We start from the raw sequence: 23977 nt of genomic DNA, 5'->3' as shown, positions 1-23977 counted from the left end.
TATACCCTCAATCCGTAGGGGCAGTGCAGTGCTCCCTATGAGGTATCGGTTTCAACTCGGGGTTGTGTGACTCGGATTTGGTACGAGAGACATGCAGCCCGAGTTGAAGCCATGTTTAGTAGCCTGCGCACTGGCTAAAACGCAGGTTATAGCGATGGCCATCGCACTTAGGATGTCGACCCTGGTCACGGTTAAAAACTGGGAGGCGCAATGGCTTAGAGCCATTATGCCAAGGATATTGCCCATGTTCTAGCTGTTCTGGCGATGGCTATACAACCTCTTAGCGATGGCTGGCGCGCACGATCCAGTAGCTGATGGCGAGGGCAAAAATGGCGAGCGCTAGCCCAATCAGCGTCGTACCCGACACCTTAGCTAGGTCCAAAATGATGAACTTTCGCCCCACCGCCGTCAGGGCCGTGGCGATAACTAGTTCAACCTGCACCACGTGCTTTTGAATGTAGGCGGTGATATTTTCTAAAATCTCTAGGGCGATTAGCACCGTCAAAAAGAGACCAAAGATGTCGATTACGGTTTGGCCCAGAAACGCGCCGGGGGCGGTGGTAAAAATGGCTTCGACCAGCACCACTATCAAATCGAACACGATCGCCAGAACAACGACCACCATAGTCAGGGAGAGCAGCTTGGAAATGCTGCCCTCAAACTGGTGTAGCCGCAGTAGAAACGTTTCATTCTTAAACTGATCGATCAGCCGCTTGGCCCGGTTCGCCATAGAGGTTCAATGCTCAGGGGGTGGGTGCTGCTGAGAGAATAGACGATTCTAGGGCCTGGGGTAAAGCCTCAGGCCGGGCGGATTGATCTGGGGTTAAGCGGCTGAGGGGCACCACCTGCACGGCGCAGGCCTTGAGTTCAGGCTGGCCCGAGATCGGACAGGCCGTTGGATGGGTGAGGGCGTTGCACTCGGCATCGTCGGCCCACAGGCTGCCCCAGTGCATGGGCACAAACAGGCTGCCCCGGCGAATGTTTTGGGTGACCAAAACGGGCAGTCGAGCGGTACCGCGCGGCGATCGCACCTCCACCCATTCCCCCCCCTGCACCTCTAGCTGCTGGGCATCACGGGGGTTCATCTCGAGAAACGGGGCCGGGTGCATCTTTTGAATCTTTTCAATTCGCCCGGTGCGGGTTTGGGTGTGCCAGTGACCGTAGAGCCGTCCGGTGGTGAGCACAAAGGGATACTGGTCGTCGGGGGGTTCGGCCAGGCCGTTGGAGTGCAGAGGGGCAAAGCGGGCGCGGCGATCGGGGGTGGCGAAGATGCCTTTGCTGTAGAGGCGCTTGTCGTATCTGGTGGCGGCGGTTTCAGGCGTTTCGCGGTCGGGGCAGGGCCACTGAATCGGGCCGTGGGCGGCGAGGCGATCGTGGCTCAGGCCGGTAATATCGCAGGGCTGGCCTCGGGTGATGGCGGCAAACTCGCGGTAGACCTCGGCGCTATTGGCAAAGGCAAATTCGTCGGCAAAGCCCAGGCGGCGGCCCACCTCGGCAAAAATTTCCCAGTCGGGACGAGCCTCGCCGGGGGGTGGGCGAAAGGCGGGGCAGAGGGTGACCACCCGCTCAGAGTTGGTCATGGTGCCGGTTTTTTCGCCCCACTGGGCGGCGGGCAGCAGCAGGTGAGCAAACTCGGCGGTCTCAGTGGGGTAGTAGGCGTCCTGATACACCGTGAAGGGCGACTGGCGCAGGGCCGCCTTGGTGCGGTTGAGGTCGGGCAGGCTGACCGCCGGGTTGGTGGCGGCAATCCACAGCAGGCCCACCTGTCGCTGCTCCAGGGCCAGCATCATCTCGCCCACGGCTAAACCCGGCGTCGCAGAGATTTGCCCAGCGGGCAGCCCCCAAAATGCCTCGACCTGGCGGCGGTGGTCAGGGTTTTTGACCAGGCGATAGCCGGGCAGAATGTGGGAGAGCCCCCCGGCCTCGCGGCCCCCCATGGCGTTGGGTTGCCCGGTGAGCGAAAACGGTCCCGCCCCCTGACGACCGATGTTGCCGGTCATCAGGTGCAGGTTGATCAACGACCGTACCTTTGCTGTGCCCTCCGACGACTGGTTTAACCCCATCGACCATAGCGAGAGCACCGCCTTGGCCTTAGACCAGGTGCGGGCGGCGGTTTCAAGATCGGCGACGGTAATGCCGCAGCGATCGGCCACGATCTCGGGCGCGTAGTGGCGCAGCACCTCGGTATAGCCAGCAAAGCCCTGGGTGCAGCCGTCGATAAACTCAGGGTCGATCGCTCCCCAGCGCAGCAGCAGGTGGCCAATGCCGTTGAGCAGGGTGATGTCGGTACCGGGGCGAATGGCCAGGTGCAGGTCAGCGGCCTTGGCGGTGTCGGTGCGGCGCGGGTCGACCACAATTAGCTTGACGTGGCCGTTGCGCTTGTGGTGCTTGCGCAGCCGGTTAAACACAATGGGGTGGCACTCGGCGGTGTTGGTGCCGATCAAAAAGGCACAGTCGGTGGCCTCCAGGTCGGCGTAGCAGCAGGGCGGGCCGTCGGAACCAAAGCTCTGAATGTAGCCTGCCACCGCCGACGACATACACAGCCGCGAGTTGGCGTCGAAGTTGTTGGTGCCTAGGCAGCCCTTCACCAGCTTTTGGGCCACGTAGTAGTCTTCGGTTTGAAACTGGCCCGAGCCGTAGACGCAGAGGCCATCTGGCCCCATCGTGTCACGTACAGTTTGGATGCGGCGCACGATCGCATCTAGCGCCACCTCCCACGACACTCGCTCGAAGGGGGCATCGAGCGAGGCCCGCAGCATGGGGTACCTGAGCCGATCGCGATCGAGCGACTCGGCCACGGTGGCCCCTTTGACGCACACCATGCCCTGGCTGGAGGGATGGGCGCGATCGCCCCTGGTCTGCCACATCGGATTTCCCTGGGCATCGCGATGGGTGGGCTTGTTGGGCTGGGCCGGGGGCAAGACTTCCAGGCCGCAACCCACGCCGCAGTAAGGACATAAGGTTTTGGCGGGGTTGGTCATAGGGGGTGGATGGGTGGGCGAGTAGGAGGGTGGGTGGGTAGCGGTCCCTGAGCGAAGTCGAAGGGTAGCGGTCCCTGAGCGAAGCCGTTCGCGTTAGCGTCTCCCGTAGGGAGAAAGGGGGCGGCCCCTGAGCGGAGTCGTTCGCGCTAGCGTCTCCCGTAGGGAGAAATGGAGCGGTCCCTGAGCGGAGTCGAAGGGGGTGGCAGTAGGTTTAAAGTCAGATCCGCTTTGGGAATCTATGATGAAACCCTGATGCCTACTCTCGCCACGGCCCCCTGGCCTGTGCTACGTTTGGCTCAAATGCAAACTGTGTGTCCTGGGGCCGTTGGCCAACAGGGCATTTTTTTAGTTTGAATTTAATCCGCCGTCACCACCAGGCCGTTGAGAGATGCACCCGCTTCTCTGGGTTGAGCCCCAAAGTTGTCGATCAGGAGCGATCGCAGCACCTCATGCAGCTCGTCGCAGGGTATTCCCTGCTGCACTTTTTCGCCCAGGTGAGCCTCTTTGCCCACCTTACCGCCCATGAAAATATCTACCCCTTCTACGGTTTTGCCGTCTTTGCGCACCTTGGTGCCCATCAGGCCAATGTCGGCCACCTGGGGCTGACCGCAGGAGTTGGGGCAGCCCGTCCAGTGAATGCGCACCGGCTGGGCCAGGGTGAGTTCTGAGTCCAGGGCTGCGGCTAGGGCCACAGCGCGCTGCTTGGTTTCGATCAGGGCAAAATTGCAAAACTGGGAGCCCGTGCAGGAAACCAGCGATCGCGTCAGCGCCGAGGGTGCAATTGAAAACTTCTTCAGCAGCGGCTCCTGCAGCAGCACCGGCAACCGCGAGTCGGGCACGTTGGAAATAATCACGTTCTGCTCCACCGTCAGACGCAGCTCGCCGCTGCCGTAGACCTCCGCCAGGCGGGCCAGGTCAAACAGGTCGCTGGCCATCAGCCGCCCCACCGGCACGTGCAGCCCCACGTAGTTGAGCCCCACCTGCTTTTGCGGGTACACCCCAATGTGGTCGCGCTTGTCCCAGTCCATCTCGTCTTTGGGGGCCGCTGACAGCAGGGGCTGACCGTAGGCCACCTCCACCGCCGCCCGGAACCGATCCATGCCCCACTCATCGATCAGCCACATCAGGCGGGCCTTTTGGCGGTTCACCCGCAGGCCGTGGTCGCGGTAGACCTCTAGAATGGCGCGGCACAGCTCGACTACGCTGTCGTCGGGCGGTACCCAGGCGTTGAGCGGTATCGCCGCCTCGCAGCGCCGGGCCGAGAAGAAGCCGCCCACCACCACGTTGAAGCCCAGCACGCCTTCGCGGTAGGCGGGCACAAAGGCGATGTCGTTAATTTCGGCGTGGATGGAGTTGTCGCGGCCCCCCTCGATCGCGATATTGAATTTGCGGGGCAGGTTGGTAAAAGCCGGGTTGCCCTCACCGTTGTTGGTGATCATGTCTTGAACTTTGCGCACCAGCCCCTGGGTGTCGATCAGCTCGTCGGCATCGAGGCCCGCCACCGGCGACCCGGTAATGTTGCGCACGTTGTCCATACCCGACTGCACCGAGGTGAGCCCAGCGGCGTGCATGCGGCGAAAAATATCGGGAATATCTTCGAGCAGAATGCCGCGCAGCTGCAGGTTTTGCCGGGTGGTGACATCGGCGCTGCCGTCTTCGCCGTAGCGCTGAATAATTTCGGCCAGGGTGCGAGCTTTATAGCCGGTAAGCAGGCCATTGGGCAACCGCAGGCGCAGCATAAACTTGCCTGGCGTCACCGGGCGAAAGAAAATACCCAGCCACTTGAGCCGGTGGGTGAGATCGGTGTCGTCGACGGCTTCCCACCCCATCTGGGCAAACTGCTCTAGCTCGTGTTTGACCAGCAGCCCGTCTTTGTCGGCCTTAAACTGTTCAAATTTGTTGAGTTTAGCGGTGGCCGTTGGGTTGGCCGTGTCTATGGAAGTGGTCACAGGCTACACCGTTGTTGCAAGACTTTGAGGCAAGGTTGAGGCAGGGTTGATCCCGAAAGGATCCGGGTTTATCCACAAAAAACCAGTGTGGTTAGCCTAGTCTCGCTCCAGGGAGGTGTTTGTATAGACTCATACGTTTTTGCCAATACCATGCAGCCTCCGCAAGAGCTGGCTGCGCGAATCGCATAGCTTACCGTTGGGAAAATTAGGTACAGCGCCTATGGTGGAGGAGATTGGCCCAGGGCGTTGTCAGGAGCATTGGCCGTGTCTGCATTTAATGACTTTTTCTCGCCCAACTCGGCGGCTTTGAACGACTCAGGGGCAATGGCCCAAACTGCGGTAGCGGGGCTGTGCACGGGGGACTTTCACGATCGCTGGGACCAGGCGCGACAGGTGGCTCACCTGGGCGAGGCGGCCCTGGCTGACCTGCTGACCATCCTCGAAGATGAGGACGGCGACTGGGAGGCCCGCTGGTTTGCGGCCCGCGCCCTGGGAGAGCTTAACCATCCCCAGGTGGTTCCGGCCCTGATCGCCACCTTTGCCGCCACCCCCGACGACGACCTGCGCCAGGCAGTGGCGGCGGCCCTGACCCAGATCGGCCCACCCGCGATCGCGGCCTTAGGCGAGCAGCTGGCCCAACCCGCCCTGCGTCCGGTGGCGGTGCAGGCCCTGGCCCGCATTCCTCACCCGGCCACCCTGCCCCTGCTAATCGAGGCTACAAACGATGCGCGATCGCCCGTACGGGCAACCGCCCTCGACGCTCTTTGCCCCTTTGCCGACCCGGCCACGTGGCCCGTGGTGCAGCAGGGGCTGCAAGACTCGGCCCCGGCAGTGCGGGCCGCCGCCATTCGCGGCCTGCTGAGCCTGCGGGGTCACCTCAGCGCCGACCAGCTGGTTGCAGCTCTGGCACCTTTGGTCAACGATCCCGACGAGACCATTGCCCAGCAGTCTGTCTATGCCCTGGGCCGACTGTCGGGGTCGGCCGCCGCCACGGCGCTGCTGCGACTGCTGCCCGCCTGCAACCCAGTTTCCCTGCAAACGGCCGCTGTGCAGGCTCTGATCTGGCACAACACGCCCCTGGCCCTGACGGGGCTAATTGCCGCCTGGGAGGCTCTGGCTCCGGCGGCTCGTTTGGCCCTGGTGCAGGGGCTGCCGACTGTCAGCCTAGAACTTCAGACCTCGGCGGCCCAGGCTCTGCAGGGGTGGCTGGGGGCAACGCCTGCGGCGATCGAGCACAGCCTGCTGCGCCGCCACCTGGTGCTGGCCCTGGGCCAGATGGGCCACACCGAAGCCGAACCGCTGCTGCGATCGCTGCTCGACGACCCCGACCAGGGGGTACAGCTCCACGCTGAGGCGGCCCTGCGCCAGCTGCAGCATTAGCAGCTTGAGAACTTCCCTAGATTGAATTGGGGTCTGAGTTGGAGCCTGAATTGGGTTACGGCTACTTTTGATACCAAGTGCGAGGGTACTATCTGCTAATCAAGGAAGGGCAGCTCGGCGGTAATTCGTCGCCAGAGCTTTGGCTAGCAGTGGCGTGGGTACGATTCGAGCATGCGTATTGAACAGCTCCAGGCATTTTTATCGGTAGCTGAGACCGGCAGTTTTCAGGCGGCGGCCCAGCAGTGTCAGGTGACGCAGTCTACCGTCAGCCGCCAGGTGCAGGCCCTGGAGGCCGAACTCGACGCGCCGCTGTTTCATCGCGGGGCCCAGGCCAAGCTGACGGTGGCTGGCGAGCGACTGCTGCCTAAGGCCCGCCGCATTCAGCAGGACTGGGCTCAGGTATCTAAAGATATTGCCGACTTAATGGCGGGCAAACAGCCGGAGCTGTGCGTGGCGGCGATTCAGTCGGTGTGCGCCACGGTGCTGCCGCCCGTGCTCCAGCAGTTTTGCAGCGAGTACCCCCAGGTACAGCTGCGGGTGACCGCCCTAGGCAGCGATCGCTCCCTCAAGGTGCTGCGCGATGGCCTGGTGGACCTGGCGATTGTAATGGATAACCCGCGCCTCACCACCCAGCCCGAGATGGTGGTCACGCCCCTATTTGAAGAACCGATTGAAGTGCTGCTGGGGGCCGACCACGATCTGGCCCGTCAGCCCGCGATCGCCTGGGAAATGCTGTCGCGGTTTCCCCAGATTTTGTTTAAAGACGGCTACGGTATGCAGCGGCTGGTGCAGCAGCAGTTTCAAGACCGGGGCGAAACCTTTAATGCCGCTCTCGAACTCAACACCCTCGATGCCTTTCGGGGGGTAATTCGCCAGGGCAACTTTGTCGCCCTGCTGCCCCAGTCGGCCCTGGCCGACTGCCGCGACGACCCCACCCTGGCGGTACGCCCTACCGAACCTCCGGTGCTGACCCGTTCGGTGGTGCTAGTCACCACCCGCGATCGCCTTGGAATTCCGCCCATTCAGCGCTTTCACGCCCTGGTACAGAGTTTGGCCAGTCCCAGTCGGCAGCGTCGGGCCGCCGCCGTATCCTATAACTAGCGCCAAACCAGGGCCAGCCAGTCCCACCAACTGGATAGTCAGTCTAATAACCACCCTGGCCGCCAATCTAAGCGACGATCCGACCGCCCCCCCGCCCTAACGGGTTATGATCTGCAAACCCTGCCCCCCTTGAGGGACAGATGAGGGACAGACCAACTATGAGTAACGAGTTTCGGGAATTGCTCAAGCACGTGGGCAGCGGTAGCCACACCTCCAGAGCGCTCACTCGCGCCGAAGCCGCCGCCGCCACCCGCATGATGCTGACCCAAACCGCCACCCCGGCCCAAATCGGCGCGTTTATGATTGCCCACCGGATCAAGCGCCCCACCGCCGAAGAACTGGCCGGTACCCTCGATGCCTACGAGGCCCTGGGACCAACCCTACCCGCGATCGCCCCCGACAGCGCCTACAGCCGCCGCGCTCTGGTGCTGAGCTGCCCCTACGACGGGCGATCGCGCACCGCTCCGGTCACCCCCGTTACCGCCCTGGTGCTGATGGCGGCGGGGGTGCCGGTGGTGCTCCACGGCGGCGATCGCATGCCCACCAAAGCCGGTATTCCCTTAGTTGAGCTGTGGCAACAGCTGGGAGTTGACCTCAGCACCCACAGCCTGGAGCAGGCCCACACCCTGCTCAACCGCACTGGCCTGGGCTTTGTCTATCTGCCCCAGCACTTTCCCGCCGCCCACGGCCTGGTGCCCTACCGCGACCAAATTGGCAAACGCCCCCCCTTCGCCACCGTGGAGCTGATGTGGTCGCCCTATGCTGGCCCCCACACCCAGGTGATGGGGTTTGTGCACCCGCCCACCGAAGACTTTGCCAAGGGCACCTTTGGCCTGCGTGGGCAAACGGATTGGATTAGCGTCAAGGGGCTGGAGGGCAGCTGCGACCTGGCTCGGGCGCGCACGGCGATCGTCGGCGTTAGCCACCAGGGCCGCTTTGAGCGACTGCTGCTGCACCCCCGCGACTACGGTTTTGAGGGCGACGATGTGGAGCTGGGCAGTGAGGCCTCCCTGGGCGATCGGCTGCGATCGGTGCTGGCAGGCCACCCCACCGAGCTGTACAAAACCGCCCTGTGGAACGCCGGGTTTTACCTGTGGCAGGGGGGCGCGGCGGCTTCTCTGGCGGCGGGTCTGGCCCAGGCCGAAGAGTTGCTGACCACCGGCAAGGCCCTGGCGCAGCTAGAAATGCTGCGCCAGCAGGTCACCGAGCTGCGCCAAACCCTTACCTACAGCCACAGCTAGGTTTCTAGTTAGCCTCTGGTAGCCATCTGGCCCAGGCTAGCGCTTCCGGTGCTGGCTATGCTCACGGCGCTGGCGGCGCTTGATCACCCAAACAACGGCGGCGATCGCCAGCGTAATCAGCACAATTTTGCTAATCGGGCCAAGCACCGTCTGCACCCGCTCAAACTGGTCGCCCAGAACATAGCCCGCAACGGCCAGCATTCCTGTCCACAGCACGGTGCCCAGGGCTGAGTAGCCCAGGTAAGGCAGCAGCGGCATATGGCTAAGCCCGGCTGGCACCGATACGTAGGTGCGCACCCCCGGTACCAGGCGACCGACCCCGACCACCCAGCTACCGCCGCTGCGCTGAAAGAAGTCAAACGCTTTGTCGATATCACGAGGCTTGAGCGTCAGCCAGCGCCCGTAGCGCCGCACCCAGTCCATCAGCTGCTCCTGGGTAATCAACCGCCCCACCACGTACCAGGCCGACGCCCCCAGCAGCGAACCTAGGGAGCCAGCTAAAATTACCCCACCCAGGTTTAGCGCCGTGCTGTCGCGGCTGACAAACCCGGCCAGGGGCATTACCAGCTCCGACGGAATGGGTGGAAACAAATGCTCCAGCACCATCAGGCCAAAGATACCGAGGTAGCCGAGGGACTCAATCCAGGTCGTGATCCAGTCAAACATGGGACTGCTTTACCGCTTTGCGTTGTGCTCAAACAATACTTACCTAGCTGTCCACAACAAGCGGAATCAAGCTAGCTCCAAACACCAGCCCCAGGTGCGCCCCGACAACCTAGTGGTGCCCAGTCCGCCTCCATCACAGTCTGGCTAGCGACCATACGCCACATGTCTCTATAAAGATTGCCCCCGCTCCATGTTGTTTCGCCTCTTCGAGTCGGTTCCAGCCGTACTTTTCTCGCTGACGTTCGACCTGCCGACTGTTCTGCCCCTGGGCAGCATCCACGCCAAAGGCCCCGAGCAACTCCTGCGGTTGAGGTTGAACCACCCCAGCAGGCGAAACAGGGCTGTTCATGCAGGGCTCCTTAAGGGTCGAGCAGGTGATCTAAACGTAGGTAACTTGAGCCGTGTCAGCCTCTACCGAACTATAGAAAATTTGACCTTAATCACGCAAATCCTTCCCTTTGGGCGATGTCGGCCTCTACTGCAGCCGCTACATTGTTAGATAGGTGATTTAAGCAGCACTAACAGTACCTAGCCGCATACTATGCCCAATGGTTTTCTGCTCAGCCGCGTTCTGCTCAGCTTTCAGACCGATTCGGACGATCTGTTAGCCGAACTGTCGGCCGTGACGCGCACCCCCGACGGCAGTTTATGGATTGGCTCTGACGAATTTGTCACTATAGAGCGGCTAACGCCCATGGGAAACGGTGCCTACGGCAACCACAAAACGTTTCATCTAAAAGATTTTATCAAGCTGTTTGATCACGAATCTGAAATTGATATTGAGGGGCTTGACTACTGCGACGGCTATCTCTGGGTAGTGGGTTCTCACAGCCTAAAACGCAGTCAGGCGAAGGGCAAAAAACAGCATAAAGATATTGAACGCCTCTCCGAAATTGAAAGCGATCCAAATCGATCGCTGCTGGCCCGACTGCCCATTCTAAATGGTGAAATAGTACCCACCTATGCCCGTTCTAACGATAAAAACGACATTCTGACGGCGGCTAGCCTCAAGCAGGTCAACGACCACAACCTGCTGCTCGAAGCTCTCGCTGAAGACGAGCACCTGGGCCTATTTTTAAAGATGCAGCTGCCCTCTAAAGACAACGGCTTTGATATTGAAGGCATTGCAGTCAACGGAAACCAAATCTTTTTAGGGCTGCGCGGTCCGGTGCTGCGGGGCTGGGCCATCATTCTTGAGATTGAAGTAGAGGACGGCGAACCCGGCGAGCTTGTCCTCAAAGACCTGGGTGAGGGGTGCCTGTACCGCAAACACTTTCTTGACCTCAACGGCCAGGGCGTTCGCGAGCTGTGCCTGCACGATGGCGATCTGCTGGTGCTGGCTGGCCCCACCATGGAGCTAGAAGGCGCAATGCAAATGTTTCGGCTCGAAGACGTACTCAATCATACCGACGACACGCTGTGGAACCAGGATTCGGGTCGGCTCAAGGTGCTGTTTGATCTGCCGTTTACCATTGGCTCTGACCACGCCGAGGGCCTGACGCTGATGCCCTGTATGGGCTTCGATGACAGCCTCATGGTGGTCTACGATTCCCCCGACGATACCCGCCGCCCCGATCCAAAGTCGGTGTTTGCCGATATCTTTCGCCTGCCTCAGAAGGGCTGATGCGGCTGGGCCTCGCTCCTCCCCAGAACGGTGGCTAAAGCCTCACCATTTGCTTTATTCGCCCTACCGCAAATCGGTCCCGTTCCACAGAAGGGGAACGCGAGTTGGGTTTCCAGTGGTCAGGGCTTGTAGCGGAGTTCCTTGAGCTTAGGACTCGGCTGGGCTAGATGATGCAGATGAAAACCAGGGCTGCCAGTAGCTGGCCATGCGGTGGGTGAAGGCGGCGGGGTCTTCGCAGTAAAGTTTGTGCCCGAGTTCGTTGGCCTGCTGATATAGCCTGTGCTGACGATGCTTCATGAGGGGCAGAAGCACCTGCATGTGAACCTCTTCGATCGCGACTTCGGCTGGTGGGTCAAGCAAAAAGGATCGCAGTGCCGCAATATCGTGCCCGTCTCCCAGGGCTTGGGCAAGCTGATGAATTTCTGACTCAAATGCGTTCATCACGTTGGGCCACACCGGCTTTAGCAGACAGGTAGTGTGCCACAGGTCTTTGACTCGCTTGCGCCAGTCGTGAAAAGCTTCGTCGCCGCCGTCTTTGTAGGCGGCGTGGTAGCGCGTTTGCCCCTGGCCATAGAGTTTTGTTAGGTTTTTAGCGAGGGCTTTCCAACCCGTTGTCTTGAGGGCAAGCTGGTTGAGTCGCTCGCGGCTGTCTTTGAGATCTGAGATAACGGCGGCGATCGGAGTATCGCCATCGGTCAGGGCCTTAAGCCTGATCTGATGAAGGTCGCCCAGACTCTCCTGCAGCTTGAAGAAGTCCTTAGTGCCTAGGTCAACACCGTAGGTGTCGAGCAGGTCGTTGAGGGTTTGCTGATAGACCTCACTATCGCGGGCTAGCGAGAGCGATCGCCCCAGGTCGCGCAGCAGCTCTTTCTCTCGATTGTAGGTATCTTGGGCAATCGATGTCTGCACCAGCCGCAGCACCGACCGACACTTTTTCAGGTGCTTGCGGGCGTTGTGAACCGCTTCCCCTGGGGTTTGCTGAAAGTCTTCGCTAAGCTGTTGAACGGCCTTTTCCAGCTGTTCACTGAGAATGCGACGGATGTTAGCCTCAACGGTGCTGTCGGCAAAAAATCGATAAGCCATAAGCTTTAGTAGGATGCAGGATCCTTCGAGTCAGGATCAAGCTCAAACCGCTGGTCATCGCGACGATCCATTTCATCTTTGACCGCGACGGGCTGCTCGGCCTGGGTATCAATGCCCACCGCCGCTGCAATGTCGTCGACATTGCTTTGATCGGGGGTGGGGGTAGTACCACCGATAGCCTCTTCGCCCACCACCTTAGCCTGCTCAATCATGGCGTCGGGGTCATCTGCGGTGGTGGGACTACCCGATGCCATACGATTGTTTGTTGCCACTTCAGCCCCAATCATGGCGCTGTTGTCTTCTAGACCCATACGGGCTGCTTCCTCCGCTGCTTGAGCAGGCGACAAGTCAGTTATAGGTTCATCGGCGGCAGGAGGCGTTTTATCGATCGCCTGGGACGAAGAAACTTGGGTAGAATCTCTTTCTTTCTCGCTCGCTGGTTTGGAGTTCATGAAGTTATTTGAGTCTCAATAGAGTAGGGCTGTACGGCACATTCACAGCGTGAGCTTTCGGAATTGTGAATATAGCGATAACGCCACGGTGCTGAACCAACGCTGCCTGTAAGTAGCTATCTGCTCACCGCTATATCAATTTGAGGCAGGCTGGTATTTATAAAGCTGGTTAATTGCCACCATAACAGTGGCCGAGGTTGAACCTATCACCCCACCGATAGATTTTTTCGAAAGCTCAAATTACCCTGCAATCAGGGCATTACAGAGCCCACCATTCCAGCTTTACGCAGCGCCGGAGCCGAATACGTTAAGCAGTACTTTTAATGCTTTAGCCCAAGTCTAAACACGAAGTTTTTTTACCGATAACTCCACTCTTAAACGTCGATTTGGTTTAGATCCGTTTTTCGGCAAATTTCATCAGGCGCAGAATTATTAAAGCAAATAGGGTACTTAGCAAACCCAGCTGCCACTGGCCTAGCCCAGCCGCCACCCCCACCCCAGCAGAAATCCAGACGGCGGTGGCCGAGGTCAGGCCCCGCACCCGATCTTCGCGAAAAATTGAGCCAGCCCCGACAAACCCAACCCCAGTAATAATGCCCTGCAGAATGCGCCCCATAGCGCTGTTGTCGGCTTGAGCCAGCCCGCTTTGAACCGTGACTAAAACAAACAGGGCGGCCCCCAGCGCTACCAGCATATTGGTTCTGAGGCCAGCCGCTTTGTTGCTGAATTCGCGATCGAGGCCGATGATGGCCGCAAACAGAATAGCGATACCCAAACGTCCGGCAGCAGATAACCAGGGAATGGGAGACAAAGGATCCATAGTTACGATAGCTGGGGGGTTTCAGAACGGGTATACCAGTAGGCCCAGGCAATCAGCACAAACTGAAAGGGCAGGCGAATGGCCTGAAACCACCAGGTATCTGGAATGCCAGAAATCTGAATGTGGTTAAACGCCATATTGAGGTTGGCTGGATAAACCGCAATGAATAAGATTACCAGGCCCCAGGCCGAGAGCTGGCGCGTAGATGGCACCAGCAACCCTAAAGCCAGCAAGACTTCAATCACGCCGCTGGCGTAAACCAGGAATGCTGGAGACGGTAAAAACCCCGGCACAATGCGAATGTAGGGTTGTGGCACTACAAAATGGGAAATCCCGGCAACGACCATGCAGACGGCCAAAATAACCCGCAGCGTAGCTTTGTTGTTTTCAAGAAAAGTCATTGGCGGTGAGGGTAAAACTGCGATCGCATTTGCGTACTAGGGGTGCAAAGCGCCACTAAATGCGTGTTTCATATCCTCTACCGTTGAGTAGGTGCTGTCTTCCTGCCAGCGGCAGATGCTGCTGCCCTAGCGCGATCAAGTCCTGCTACGGCTTGTTTTACCAAAGGGTGCTTTCTCGTGCGCGAAAGCACCTGTAGTCATCCACCCCTATCGACAGATGAGAGGGGCCAAGATTCTTCATTAAACTTTACATGCCGAACGAAGAAAAATTAGCGAGGAAATATCCTATGCGTTTCTCAAACATCTGCCGCAACACTGCGATCGCCGCTGTCGTAACCGGCTTTGGCCTGCTGCTGAGCGGTACCGCCCAGGCCCAGGCAGACAGCTACAATACTGGCGGCACGCCGGAGACAACGACCCAGCAGCAGCCGGATACTACTGGCACCACCGGCACTACCGGCACTACCGGCACCACCGCGAACTTGTCCATCGTCGATGTGGCTAGCAGCAGCGATTCTTTTAACACCCTGGTGCAGGCAGCACAGGCCGCAGGGTTAAGCGAAACCCTGTCTGGCGAAGGCCCTTACACGGTGTTTGCCCCCACCGATGAAGCGTTTGCTCAACTGCCCGACGGCGCTCTAGAGTACCTGCTCCAGCCCGAAAACCAGGACCTGCTGGCTCAGGTGCTGTCTTACCACGTGGTGGAAGGCTCTGTCACCTCTGACCAACTCAGCACAGGTGGCGTTAGCACCCTGGGTGGCGGAGTTGCGGTTGCCGTTCTAGACTCTGGCATTGTCGTCAATAACGCCAGCGTTGTCACCCCCGATATTCAGGCCAACAACGGCGTTATCCACGCCGTCAACCGAGTGCTATTGCCCGAAACCCTGCAACAGCAGCTGGCCTCCCGCCTGGGCGTAGACAGCATCTACTAAACCTGGGGTTTAGCTGACGTAGTCAGAACAATGCGCCTCTAACCCGGCGTATAGCCATCGCTAGAACGGTCAGGACATGACTTGTGTTCCCTGAAGCGATGGCTATACGCCGTAGCACTGTCCCAGTTTTTGCCACTAAAAGAGGCCGATGTCCCAAGCGCGACGGCCATCGCTACCGTTCCGGGGATGGTCGAGCGCGTCCTGCGGAAGACCAGGCTCTATTCCTTTTCCTAGGAAGAATTGTTCCTCACGTTTGTCCTTTCTCTCCTCGAGAGCGGATCAGGGTGAGGAACAATTTTGGCAAATTCAAACTGAGTCAGATTGCCTTTGGGGGGAGGGCTCACTCAAAACAGCGTACTTATTCGGCTTGATGGGGGAGCCAAAGCGTTGGCTGTAGACTTGTGTAAGTTCGGCTCCATAAAACAAAATTTGAGCCGAATAAAACACCCAAATTAGCAGAATAATGACTGACCCTGCCGCCCCGTAGGACGAACCAAACCCGCTATTGCCCAGATAAAGACCGATTAAATATTTGCCTATGGAAAACAGAATGGCGGTAGCGATCGCGCCAAACCACACATCTCGCCAGGAAATGACCGCATCGGGCAAATACTTAAACAGGGCGGCAAATAGCAGCGTGGTTAATCCAAAAGCCACCAAAAAATTGATTAGCTGCACCAGGGCATCTAGCCCTGGTACCAGGGCGTGAAGGTAGGTCGAAAACCCAGAGATGACGGAGCTGACAACCAGCGACACCAGCAGCAAAAACCCGATTACCATAACCATTCCCAGAGACAAGACTCGCTTGCGCACCAGGTTCACAATGCCGATATCAGCACGGGTTTCGAGGTTCCAAATGGTGTTGAGCGCTAGCTGCAGCTGGGTTAGCACGCCGGTAGCACCCACCAGCAGCAACACAATACTAATAATTGAGGCAATCACACCAGAATTTTGACCAGGACGATTGGCGTTGTCGAGCACGGTGCGAACAAAGTCGGCCCCAGCGCCACCGATTAACGACTCGACCTGACCCATCAGCTGGTCACGTACGGCTGCACTGTCAAAAAATAGGCCCGCGACTGCGATCGCCAAAATCAGCAGCGGAGCCAGCGAAAAAAGCGTGTAGTAGGCCAGTGCGGCAGCCAGTTGTGAGGCCTTATCCCGGTTCCACTCCTGAAATGCTTGCTTCAGTAGTCGCCAGACTTGTTTGGGGCTCATTGTAAAACTCTTGTCACTCTGCTGATTACGCTTCGGCTCCAACCGTGTTTAGACACTTCGTGATTTAAACACGAATATCTAAGTATCCGAACGCAGTGATGCAAACCATCTTTGCATCGCGTTCGATTTCACATTGAAATTTTGCCGTTCTGGCAATGCATTTACTCATGCACGCAAAACAGCCTGAAACGAGATTACGAAAACCTGCCCCTAAACCAGGACACCTGCCCTACAGATTTCTGCAATTCACGCGAAGTTGCGAGATTGCCACACGTAAGACTCATATTGAGGCAAATATACAGTTTTAGCCCCAACAGAAATCTCTATCGCAAGACGCAAACTTGGCTAAAATGCCCTGCCAATGCCAAATAACGGCACGAAGCGGGGTAGGGCTATGTTAGGCAATTCCATCGGCTCTACACCGTAGTGCAGTATGACCAGTGCAACTCACTGACACGACCCCTGCCGAGCGGTAGCGTGTTATCAAGTCTATTGCACGGCTACAAAGATCGAAAATACCGTACGGTTTCATCAACCGTACGGTATAAAATGTGTCTAACTAGCTCTCCTAGGCGGCGCTTTTTCGGGTTACAGCCCAAAAAATACCCGCGCTGCCGGGAGCTCTTAACTTGCAGGCTGGACACTCGCAGGTTGCGCCGCCCGCCACCAGGTTGAGGTACTTGATTTCGGCCTGAATAGAGAGTTCGCTGACCGGCAGCCCCAGCATCTTTTTAATGTGCGACTCTATCGGGCGGCAGGCTCGTCGTGCAAAGCCCTGGCCTTCTCGCTCAGAGTAAATAACGTAATCCGAAAGCCAGCTGTCGTTCATGATGGCAACTCTACTAGGCGACTTCGCATCTACCTAAAGGCATAGATTAGTCTATATCCAGCGATAGATGTCATCTAATCATGCCCCAAAATGAACCAATTTTTTCATCGGCATCGATCGCAATTTTGGGCGGGGCCGCAACCCTAACAGCAGAATGGATACCGCCAGTCCTGGAGCACTGCTGGAGGCTTGACGGGAGGCTGCGGAAGGGTTTAGCCGCAGAATACTTTTGTGATCCCATAGTCGGGCTGCGCCAGGCGGTTGGGGCAAAAAGCGAGTTTATTAGCCTGCTTTGGGCTATGGCTGCCGCGATCGCCCCAGCCAGGTTATCTATCCCTGATGGCGCGCTAATTTTTGGCTGGTTTCTGCCTTAAGACCGAAGGAGATTGCTGGTTTGCCTCTTAGGCTGAAGCCATGTTTAACGGGTGAGTTTGAGCTGCGGCTGGCCACTGGTCGAGTCATTGGTCGGGCTGCAAACGGTTTAACCCCAGTTGGCATGCTGACTTGACCTATGTATCGCAGCCCAGCTGTTAGGAGGCATTGATATGGAAAACTCTATGAGCACCCAGACCCCTATTGATAAGCAGGCGGGCGACCTAGAGCGCTGGGCTTCAATTATTGGCGGTGGGGCAATGGTGCTAACGGGCCTGCAGCAGCGATCGCTGAAGGGCATTTTGACCGCCGTCGCTGGTGGAGGCTTGGTGTACCAGGGCACCCAGGGCAAAAGCACTGTCAAACAGGTAGAAGACGCCGTGGGTTTAGATCACGCCATTCGAGTTGAGAAGACCGTTACCATCAACCGTTCCGCCGCCGACCTCTATAGCTTCTGGCGCAACCTCAGCCAGTTGCCCACCTTTATGCGCCACCTGAAATCGGTACAGGTAATTGACGATCGCCGCTCCCACTGGGTGGCCAACGCCCCCATGGGCCAAGACATTGAGTGGGATGCCGTGATTGTCAACGACGAGCCCAACCGCCTGATCGCCTGGACCTCTACTGACGATGCCCCAGTAGAAAACTCCGGCTTTGTGCGGTTTCAGCCCAGCGCTGGCGATCGCGGCACCGAGGTCAAGGTGGTGATGGAGTATCAGCCGCCGGGTGGCATGCTCGGAACCATGATTGCCAAGCTCTTTGGCGAAGAACCCGAGCAGCAGATCGGCGACGAGCTAAGTCGCTTTAAGCAGCTGATGGAAGCTGGAGAGATTGCCACTACCGAGGGGCAGCCCAAGGGGGCTTAACCGCCCAGGGCCTCAGCCGCCGCTGGTCCTAGGGCCGCGATCGGCTAAGGCCCACTGTCAATTCAAACTTTGACGTTTCTGAGTAAAACTATGTTTACATTCTTTCGTTCTCGCTTTTTGTCCGTTTCGATTCGCAGCCAGTTCTCTAGCTTCTGCCAGCGGCTTAGCTCTGGCTTTGGCGTTCTGGGTCTGCGTCCCCTGGCGCGTGTGGCCACCCAAGCCGTAGCCGTGACCACGCTGGCGATGGTGCTCTGGCTGGGTGCCGCCGGTACCTTCGCCCAGCCCGCCCAGGCCGGCGACAACCTCGACGGAAGACGCTACGAAGCCGAGGCCGTTCGTCAGTCGCGCAACCCTTTGAGCAACGAAAACTTCAACGGTGGCGTTGACCCCGCGATCGCCGCAGAGCGCAGCCAGGCCCCCGAAGACCAGGCCAGAGGAATTTTGGGAAGCGTTAAGGATGCGGTGCAGGACGTTCTACCCGGCAATGGCGATGCAAACCCGGGCCAAAATGCCGCTAACCCCAACACCCAGCCTAACCCCAACCCCAACCCGACCCTGAAGCGCTACGACAGCGCGCGGTAGGTCGTAATCCTTAGCCCCCGCTCCTTCCTACCATCCCGACGTTAGCCCCTTGTCCTGGCCATTCGGCCCCCCCATCCAGGAGAAATTGATGAAAGCTGTTTGCTGGCACGGTTCCCAAGACGTACGGGTTGATACCGTACCCGACCCCAAGATTCTCAACCCCCACGACGCCATTCTTAAGGTGACCTCTACCGCCATTTGCGGGTCTGACCTGCACCTTTACGATGGCTACATTCCCACGATGAAGTCGGGGGATATTTTGGGGCACGAGTTTATGGGAGAGGTGGTCGAAACTGGCCCTGAGGTGACCAACCTGAAGAAGGGCGATCGCGTCGTGGTGCCCTTTACGATCTCCTGCGGCAACTGCTTTTTCTGCAACCGCGATCTGTGGTCGCTGTGCGACAACACCAACCCCAATGCCTGGATGTCCGAAAAGCTGTACGGCCATTCGCCCGCTGGGCTGTTTGGCTACTCCCACCTGCTGGGCGGCTATGCGGGCGGTCAGGCCGAGTACGTGCGGGTGCCGTTTGCCAATGTGGGTCCGCTCAAGGTGCCCGATGGCCTCACCGATGAGCAGGTGCTGTTTCTCACTGATATCTTCCCTACTGGCTATATGGCCGCCGAAAACTGCGACATTCAGCCCGGTGAGGTGGTGGCGGTGTGGGGCTGTGGCCCCGTCGGCCAGTTTGCTATCCGCAGCGCCATGATGCTGGGGGCCGAACGGGTGATCGCCATCGATCGCCTGCCTGAGCGATTGGCCCTAGCCGCCGCCGCCGGAGCCGAAATTATCAACTACGAAGAGATGGATGCTGGCATTGCCCTTAAGGAAATGACCGGCGGGCTAGGGCCCGACTGCTGCATTGATGCCGTCGGTATGGAGGCCCACGGCACAGGCGCGATGGCGCTCTATGACACGGTCATGCAGGCCGTTCGCATGGAGACGGGGCGAGCTATGGTGCTGCGCCAGGCAATCGTGGCCTGCCGCAAGGGAGGCAAGATCTCGGTGCCCGGCGTCTACGGCGGCTTTATCGACAAAATGCCGATGGGGGCTTTTGTGAATAAGGCGCTGACCATGCGATCGGGCCAGACCCACGTACACAAATACCTCCGACCCCTGCTTGAGCGCATTCAGCAGGGCGATATTGACCCCTCGTTCTTAATTACCCACAAGCTACCTTTAGAAGAGGCTCCCCGCGCCTACAAGATCTTCCGCGACAAGGAAGAAGACTGTATCAAGGTAGTGCTAAAACCGTTTGAAACGGCAAGCAGCCTGCCCGCCGCCGTCGCGACCTAGGGCAACCTCTCTCCTTCAGCAAACCCGACCGGGTGCGTCATCGTTCAGGTGGCGCACCTTTGCTGTTGGCAGTTCAAAACCCTTTCGCCCCACCAGCTTTAGCCCCCAGCCGGGGCGCGAGCGATTGCGCCGTGTCATGACTGGCTCACCAGAGGGGTGAGGGCGATGATTACTCGCTGTGTGTGTAACCGATGCTGGCTTGGCCACCTGGAGCCAGTAAGCAACAATCCTACCGGTTGAAATTTAATTACCCCAGAACAAGGCGACCAGAGCAGGGCGAAGTGTTTAGCCTGCTGAGGCGCAACAGACAACTAGATTAGCTGCCCCCTGTTTAACGAGAATCTGTACACCGAGCGATGATCTTGCCCAGAGAGAATTTTTACCGTTAAAGGAGCGTACTAAAGGCAACAGCTTACATGGCACCAACGTTCAAGCAAGGAGACAAGGTTACCTGGCGCTCAGGTCAGGGAACCACGACCGGCACTATTCAACGGCGGGTAACGGCACCGACTGAAGTTGATGGCCATCCCGTAGCGGCGTCGAGTGATGACCCCCGCTATCTGGTTAAGAACGACCACACCGACAAAGTGACTGCGCACAAGCCCGAAGCCCTGAGCGCATTAGCGGGTAAGGCTAAGCCAGCGGCTCAGAAGTCAAATTTAGCCTCTGAGCACAGCAACAAAATTCGAGAATTTGAAGCGGCAGTCAACATGACGGCCCATGCGATCGCAAACTGGCTAGAGACCGACGAAAGTAAGTCGGTGGGGCAAAAGGATGACTCAGGTCATATCAAAGGCCGCGAGTCGGGCAAGCATATTGTTGAGATCTTAAACAAGAACAAAGCTGACTACACCGAGGAGGATATGCAACGAATCCAAAAGGTGGTCAGCTATGTTCATCGTCACCTGGCTCAGCGGCCTGATGGTGATGTTACAGACACGCGGTGGCGCTACTCGCTGATGAACTGGGGCCATGACCCGCTCAAAGACTAGCGCGCGAGGGAGTCAGCTGCGGTGGGGTGGCGCTAGGCTCCCCTTCTAGCAGCAGGTTGCGAATGAGCCGAGCCAGCCCGCGCTGGGCCAGCCCCGCCACCACCTGCTGCCCCATAGCCTGAGTCTCAGGCTTAAACAGCAGGGTAGGAATCCGAGTCGCCACCTGGGCGGCATCAAAGCCGGGGGTATCTTTGAGAATCTCTAGAATGCGGCGCAGGTGGTCGAGATCGCTGGAGCCAGCAGGGGCCTTCGCCTTCGGTTCTTTCTTCAGGCCCAGGCGGCGCTGCACGGCGGTGGTCAGGTTTTGCACCGTGGTTTGGCCCAGGCTGTCAAGGCTGTTGACGAGTTCGCCGACAATGCGATCGCGCAAAAACGAGCCCCGCTCCGAGAACAAAAACTCTAGGGTTTGATCGATCAGCCGGTCCATGTCGTAGTCGTCGCTGCTGCGGGCGTTGCGCAGCAGGTTCTCCAGTCGGTTCCAGCGAAAGCTGCCGTCTTTAAACAGCAGGTCTTGCAGCGAGGCACGCAGCTCGGGGGAGGGGTCGGTGAGCAGCCGCTTGGCCACATAGGGGTAGGCCTTGCTCAGCACCTTAAACTCGGGGTCAACGTTGATGGCGATGCCCTCCAGCGTCACCAGCGAGCGGATGATCAGCGCGTAGTAAGCGGGCACCCGAAACGGGTACTCATACATCAGCGCTGAAAAATCGTCGGTAATGCTCTTAAAGTTCATCTCGGCGACGCTGGCCCCCAGGGCATTGCTAAACACGTTGGCCAGGGCCGGAATAATCGGCGTCAGGTCGGTATCGGGGGTGAGAAACTCTAGCTTGACGTAGTCGTTGGCCAGCCCCTCAAAGTCGCGGTTGACCATATGCACCACCGCCTCGATTAGGCCGTAGCGCTGGTAGGGCTTGACCTCGCTCATCATGCCAAAGTCGAGGTAGGCCAGCTGACCGTCGGCCATCGCCAGCAGGTTGCCGGGGTGGGGGTCGGCGTGAAAGAACCCATGCTCTAGTAGCTGCCGCAGCGAACACTGCACTCCCACCTCGATCAGGTGGCTGGCATCGATACCGAGGCGATCGAGCTTGTCAATGTTGGTTAGCTTGGTACCCTCGATCCACTCCATGGTCAGCACCCGGCGGGCGGTGTACTGGGGGTAGACGTGGGGCACGTAGATGTCGGGGATGTGGCCGTAGAGCTTGGCAAAGCGCTGGGCGTTTTCGCCCTCGTGGGTGTAGTCCATCTCCTCAAAGATGCGCTCGCCAAACTCGTCTAAAATCGCCACCAGGTCGCTGCGAATCTGGCTGATGCGGTTGGTGGCAAAGCGGGCCAGCCCGCGCAGAATGTGCAGATCTAGAGCGATGTTCCGAGCCAGGCCGGGGCGCTGCACCTTGATGGCCACATCTTCGCCGCTGTGTAGTTTGCCTTTGTAAACCTGACCCAGGGAGGCCGCTGCGATTGGGCTTTCAGAAATTTCGGCGTAGATCTGGCTGGGGGGTGCGCCCAGCTCTTCTTCAATAAAGCGGTAGGCAGTAACGTTCGGAAAAGGCGGAATTTGGTCTTGCAGCGTGGTCAGCTCTTCGAGAAAGACCGGCGGCACCAGGTCGGGTCGGGTGGAGAGGGCCTGGCCAATTTTGATATAGGCAGGGCCAAGGTTTGTGAGCATGGTGCGCAGCTGCACCGCCCGTTTGACCTCGTTTTGGGCACTGCGACCGGCGCGGGCATCGAGCCAGAGCTGGGCAAAGAAGCTAATTAGCGGCAAGAAAATGCCGACAAACCGCGCCCAAACCTGAAACGGGCGACGGCGGTAGTGGGCGGCGATCGCCAGGGGGTCGTAGCCAAACGATTCAAACGGGTCTTGGGCTTTGGTGGCCAGAGTGCGGGGCGCAGCGGGCAATACTGCAGGCTCGGCCACGGGTGCGGGGGCCAGCACCTCAGGCGGGTCGCTCATCACTTCTCCGGTCACCGTAATAGCCTCGGTATCGATAATATCGATCGAGCCACCAAAGTGCTGAGCCGAATCCTGGGTGGTATTTAAAGCCATAGCACGCTCAGAGAAGAGGATTGAGAATTAGGAAAGCTGAGGCGATCGCCCAAACCGCTCCCCGTAAACTATTGTAACGGCTTAGTCTGCGAATCCTGAGTGGTGCCCCCCCTACTTCCTCCGATCGGCCTCTGTCGGTTGAGAGAGCGTGGGGGTTCCTACCCTTACGCTGATACTACTGAACTCACTCTGGCTACCGTCGGTTGGCCTGGGCAAACGGCGTAAAGCCTTTGACTTGGCTGCGCCCATGCCCCTACATAAAACACACGGCATGCCCCCCAAATCTCGAAAGACTTGAGGGGCATGCGGTTCAACATGACTATCTATGCAGCCGATCGCCGGGGCCGCTTGCGCTCAGACTTTTTCTTGTAGCCAACGGCCTGGGCCTCGTTGCTGTCGGAGCCGTAGACGCCTCTTACCAATTCTTTCATCGCCAGCACGTTCTGGTGAAACTGCCACTCGGCCAGGCGAGCCTTGTCGGCGGCGGCTTTGGCACGCACCATAATCGCGGTCTCTTCATCCTGGGCAGCCATCATCTCGGCGTAGCTGCTCTGGAGCCCGTCGATAGTGGTCTCGGGGCGGGCGGAGGTGTAGTCGGCAATGGTGCGCACACCGCGTAGTGAATCAACATCCTGGCCGAGGTAAGTGGACCGCAAACGGCGGCTGGTATCGGTATTGGGCATGGTCGCAGTGCTCCTTAATGGCAGTTAGTTAGGAATATCCGGGTTGGCGGCAGATTGGGGAGGCTCGCCTGTCGCTCAGGGCAATGTGCCCGCTGCGATCGCCGACCCGGAAAAACCGGCGCAGCTTTACGGAAGTAATATCAACGGGCGCGGCTGAATGAAGTGCAGATGATGGTGAAGCATAACCACCCCCGTACTTACTTGTTACCGAGGTGCGATTGCTTATCGCCGGAGCGCGATTGCTTATCACCGGAGCGCGATTGCCTATCGCCGGAGCGCGATTGTTAATCACCGGGGTGCGATTGCTTGTTACCAGGGCGCGATTGCCCAAATCTCAAGACCTGTAGCGATTATCTTGATTGTCAAGCTCACCCTGCTATGTAGTAGCTGCCATGAGGGTGGCAGCTGGCGGCAATGAGCAAGCTGGAGCCTGCCAGAGGGTGTCATGGCTCACCATGGCATTGAGGATG

Annotated in this window: 22 protein-coding genes; 9 read left to right on the top strand and 13 right to left on the bottom strand. The window is 58.6% G+C overall.

What is annotated here, in order from left to right:
* Positions 1-280: 280 nt before the first annotated feature.
* From IQ265_RS12465 to IQ265_RS12455, 3 genes are all read right to left on the bottom strand, one after another.
* Positions 281-730 (bottom strand): phosphate-starvation-inducible PsiE family protein, encoded by a 450-nt coding sequence (locus tag IQ265_RS12465; protein WP_194053999.1) that lies wholly within the window; start codon positions 728-730, stop codon positions 281-283.
* 13 nt (positions 731-743) lie between these two features.
* Positions 744-2981: a nitrate reductase gene (locus IQ265_RS12460; RefSeq protein WP_194053995.1), complete on the bottom strand. Its 2238-nt coding sequence runs from the start codon at positions 2979-2981 to the stop codon at positions 744-746.
* Between the two features lie 356 nt (positions 2982-3337).
* Positions 3338-4930, bottom strand: coding sequence for a ferredoxin--nitrite reductase (locus IQ265_RS12455; protein ID WP_194053993.1), 1593 nt, complete (start codon positions 4928-4930; stop codon positions 3338-3340).
* 264 nt (positions 4931-5194) lie between these two features.
* Here IQ265_RS12455 and IQ265_RS12450 point away from each other — a divergent pair, with 264 nt between their 5' ends.
* From IQ265_RS12450 to IQ265_RS12440, 3 genes are all read left to right on the top strand, one after another.
* Positions 5195-6310 carry a HEAT repeat domain-containing protein gene (locus IQ265_RS12450; RefSeq protein WP_194053983.1) on the top strand — a complete coding sequence of 372 codons (1116 nt, stop codon included), beginning with the start codon at positions 5195-5197 and terminating at the stop codon, positions 6308-6310.
* Positions 6311-6481: 171 nt separating this feature from the next.
* Positions 6482-7411, top strand: a complete 930-nt coding sequence (locus IQ265_RS12445; protein WP_194053981.1) for a LysR family transcriptional regulator — start codon at positions 6482-6484, stop codon at positions 7409-7411.
* 158 nt (positions 7412-7569) lie between these two features.
* The gene (locus IQ265_RS12440; protein ID WP_194053979.1) at positions 7570-8652 is read left to right on the top strand and encodes an anthranilate phosphoribosyltransferase family protein; all 1083 of its coding nucleotides are present in this window, start codon (positions 7570-7572) and stop codon (positions 8650-8652) included.
* A 36-nt stretch (positions 8653-8688) separates the two neighbouring features.
* Here the strand turns inward: IQ265_RS12440 and IQ265_RS12435 are convergent, their stop codons facing one another.
* Together IQ265_RS12435 and IQ265_RS12430 are read right to left on the bottom strand one after the other, a co-directional pair.
* Positions 8689-9318, bottom strand: coding sequence for a DedA family protein (locus tag IQ265_RS12435; RefSeq protein WP_194053977.1), 630 nt, complete (start codon positions 9316-9318; stop codon positions 8689-8691).
* Positions 9319-9451: 133 nt separating this feature from the next.
* On the bottom strand, positions 9452-9667 hold the full coding sequence (locus tag IQ265_RS12430) for a cation-transporting P-type ATPase (RefSeq protein WP_194053975.1): 216 nt from the start codon (positions 9665-9667) through the stop codon (positions 9452-9454).
* A gap of 192 nt (positions 9668-9859) precedes the next feature.
* Here IQ265_RS12430 and IQ265_RS12425 point away from each other — a divergent pair, with 192 nt between their 5' ends.
* Entirely contained in the window at positions 9860-10942 is a 1083-nt protein-coding gene (locus tag IQ265_RS12425; protein WP_194053973.1) for a DUF3616 domain-containing protein, read from the top strand.
* A gap of 147 nt (positions 10943-11089) precedes the next feature.
* On the opposite strand, the gene IQ265_RS12420 is transcribed toward IQ265_RS12425, so the two are convergent.
* From IQ265_RS12420 to IQ265_RS12405, 4 genes are all read right to left on the bottom strand, one after another.
* Entirely contained in the window at positions 11090-12025 is a 936-nt protein-coding gene (locus IQ265_RS12420) for a CHAD domain-containing protein (RefSeq protein WP_194053971.1), read from the bottom strand.
* 5 nt (positions 12026-12030) lie between these two features.
* On the bottom strand, positions 12031-12477 hold the full coding sequence (locus tag IQ265_RS12415) for a DUF6335 family protein (RefSeq protein ID WP_194053969.1): 447 nt from the start codon (positions 12475-12477) through the stop codon (positions 12031-12033).
* Positions 12478-12868: 391 nt separating this feature from the next.
* Positions 12869-13297 carry an MgtC/SapB family protein gene (locus tag IQ265_RS12410; RefSeq protein WP_194053967.1) on the bottom strand — a complete coding sequence of 143 codons (429 nt, stop codon included), beginning with the start codon at positions 13295-13297 and terminating at the stop codon, positions 12869-12871.
* 2 nt (positions 13298-13299) lie between these two features.
* Positions 13300-13698, bottom strand: coding sequence for a DoxX family membrane protein (locus tag IQ265_RS12405; protein ID WP_194053965.1), 399 nt, complete (start codon positions 13696-13698; stop codon positions 13300-13302).
* Between the two features lie 287 nt (positions 13699-13985).
* Between IQ265_RS12405 and IQ265_RS12400 the strand changes: the two genes are divergently transcribed.
* Positions 13986-14630, top strand: a complete 645-nt coding sequence (locus IQ265_RS12400; RefSeq protein WP_194053959.1) for a fasciclin domain-containing protein — start codon at positions 13986-13988, stop codon at positions 14628-14630.
* Positions 14631-14936: 306 nt separating this feature from the next.
* Here IQ265_RS12400 and IQ265_RS12395 read toward each other — a convergent pair whose 3' ends face one another.
* The gene (locus IQ265_RS12395; RefSeq protein ID WP_194053958.1) at positions 14937-15848 is read right to left on the bottom strand and encodes a YihY/virulence factor BrkB family protein; all 912 of its coding nucleotides are present in this window, start codon (positions 15846-15848) and stop codon (positions 14937-14939) included.
* A gap of 568 nt (positions 15849-16416) precedes the next feature.
* On the bottom strand, positions 16417-16677 hold the full coding sequence (locus tag IQ265_RS12390) for a hypothetical protein (protein WP_194053957.1): 261 nt from the start codon (positions 16675-16677) through the stop codon (positions 16417-16419).
* A 545-nt stretch (positions 16678-17222) separates the two neighbouring features.
* Here IQ265_RS12390 and IQ265_RS12385 point away from each other — a divergent pair.
* From IQ265_RS12385 to IQ265_RS12370, 4 genes are all read left to right on the top strand, one after another.
* On the top strand, positions 17223-17915 hold the full coding sequence (locus tag IQ265_RS12385; RefSeq protein WP_194053956.1) for an SRPBCC family protein: 693 nt from the start codon (positions 17223-17225) through the stop codon (positions 17913-17915).
* 90 nt (positions 17916-18005) lie between these two features.
* Positions 18006-18497 (top strand): hypothetical protein, encoded by a 492-nt coding sequence (locus IQ265_RS12380; RefSeq protein WP_194053955.1) that lies wholly within the window; start codon positions 18006-18008, stop codon positions 18495-18497.
* Positions 18498-18585: 88 nt separating this feature from the next.
* On the top strand, positions 18586-19791 hold the full coding sequence (locus tag IQ265_RS12375) for a zinc-dependent alcohol dehydrogenase (RefSeq protein WP_194053953.1): 1206 nt from the start codon (positions 18586-18588) through the stop codon (positions 19789-19791).
* Between the two features lie 416 nt (positions 19792-20207).
* Positions 20208-20783: an HVA1 family protein gene (locus IQ265_RS12370; RefSeq protein ID WP_194053951.1), complete on the top strand. Its 576-nt coding sequence runs from the start codon at positions 20208-20210 to the stop codon at positions 20781-20783.
* Here the strand turns inward: IQ265_RS12370 and IQ265_RS12365 are convergent.
* Positions 20773-22824 (bottom strand): AarF/ABC1/UbiB kinase family protein, encoded by a 2052-nt coding sequence (locus IQ265_RS12365; protein WP_228037849.1) that lies wholly within the window; start codon positions 22822-22824, stop codon positions 20773-20775. The two genes, IQ265_RS12370 and IQ265_RS12365, sit on opposite strands and share 11 nt — an antisense overlap.
* Positions 22825-23147: 323 nt before the next feature.
* On the bottom strand, positions 23148-23507 hold the full coding sequence (locus IQ265_RS12360) for a hypothetical protein (RefSeq protein WP_194053947.1): 360 nt from the start codon (positions 23505-23507) through the stop codon (positions 23148-23150).
* Between the last annotated feature and the right edge of the window lie 470 nt (positions 23508-23977).

It is taken from the genome of Nodosilinea sp. LEGE 06152 (genome assembly GCF_015207525.1).
Lineage (GTDB): Bacteria > Cyanobacteriota > Cyanobacteriia > Phormidesmidales > Phormidesmidaceae > Nodosilinea.
Note: the sequence above shows the minus strand (reverse complement) of the source record. Positions and strands in the feature narration are given on the sequence as shown.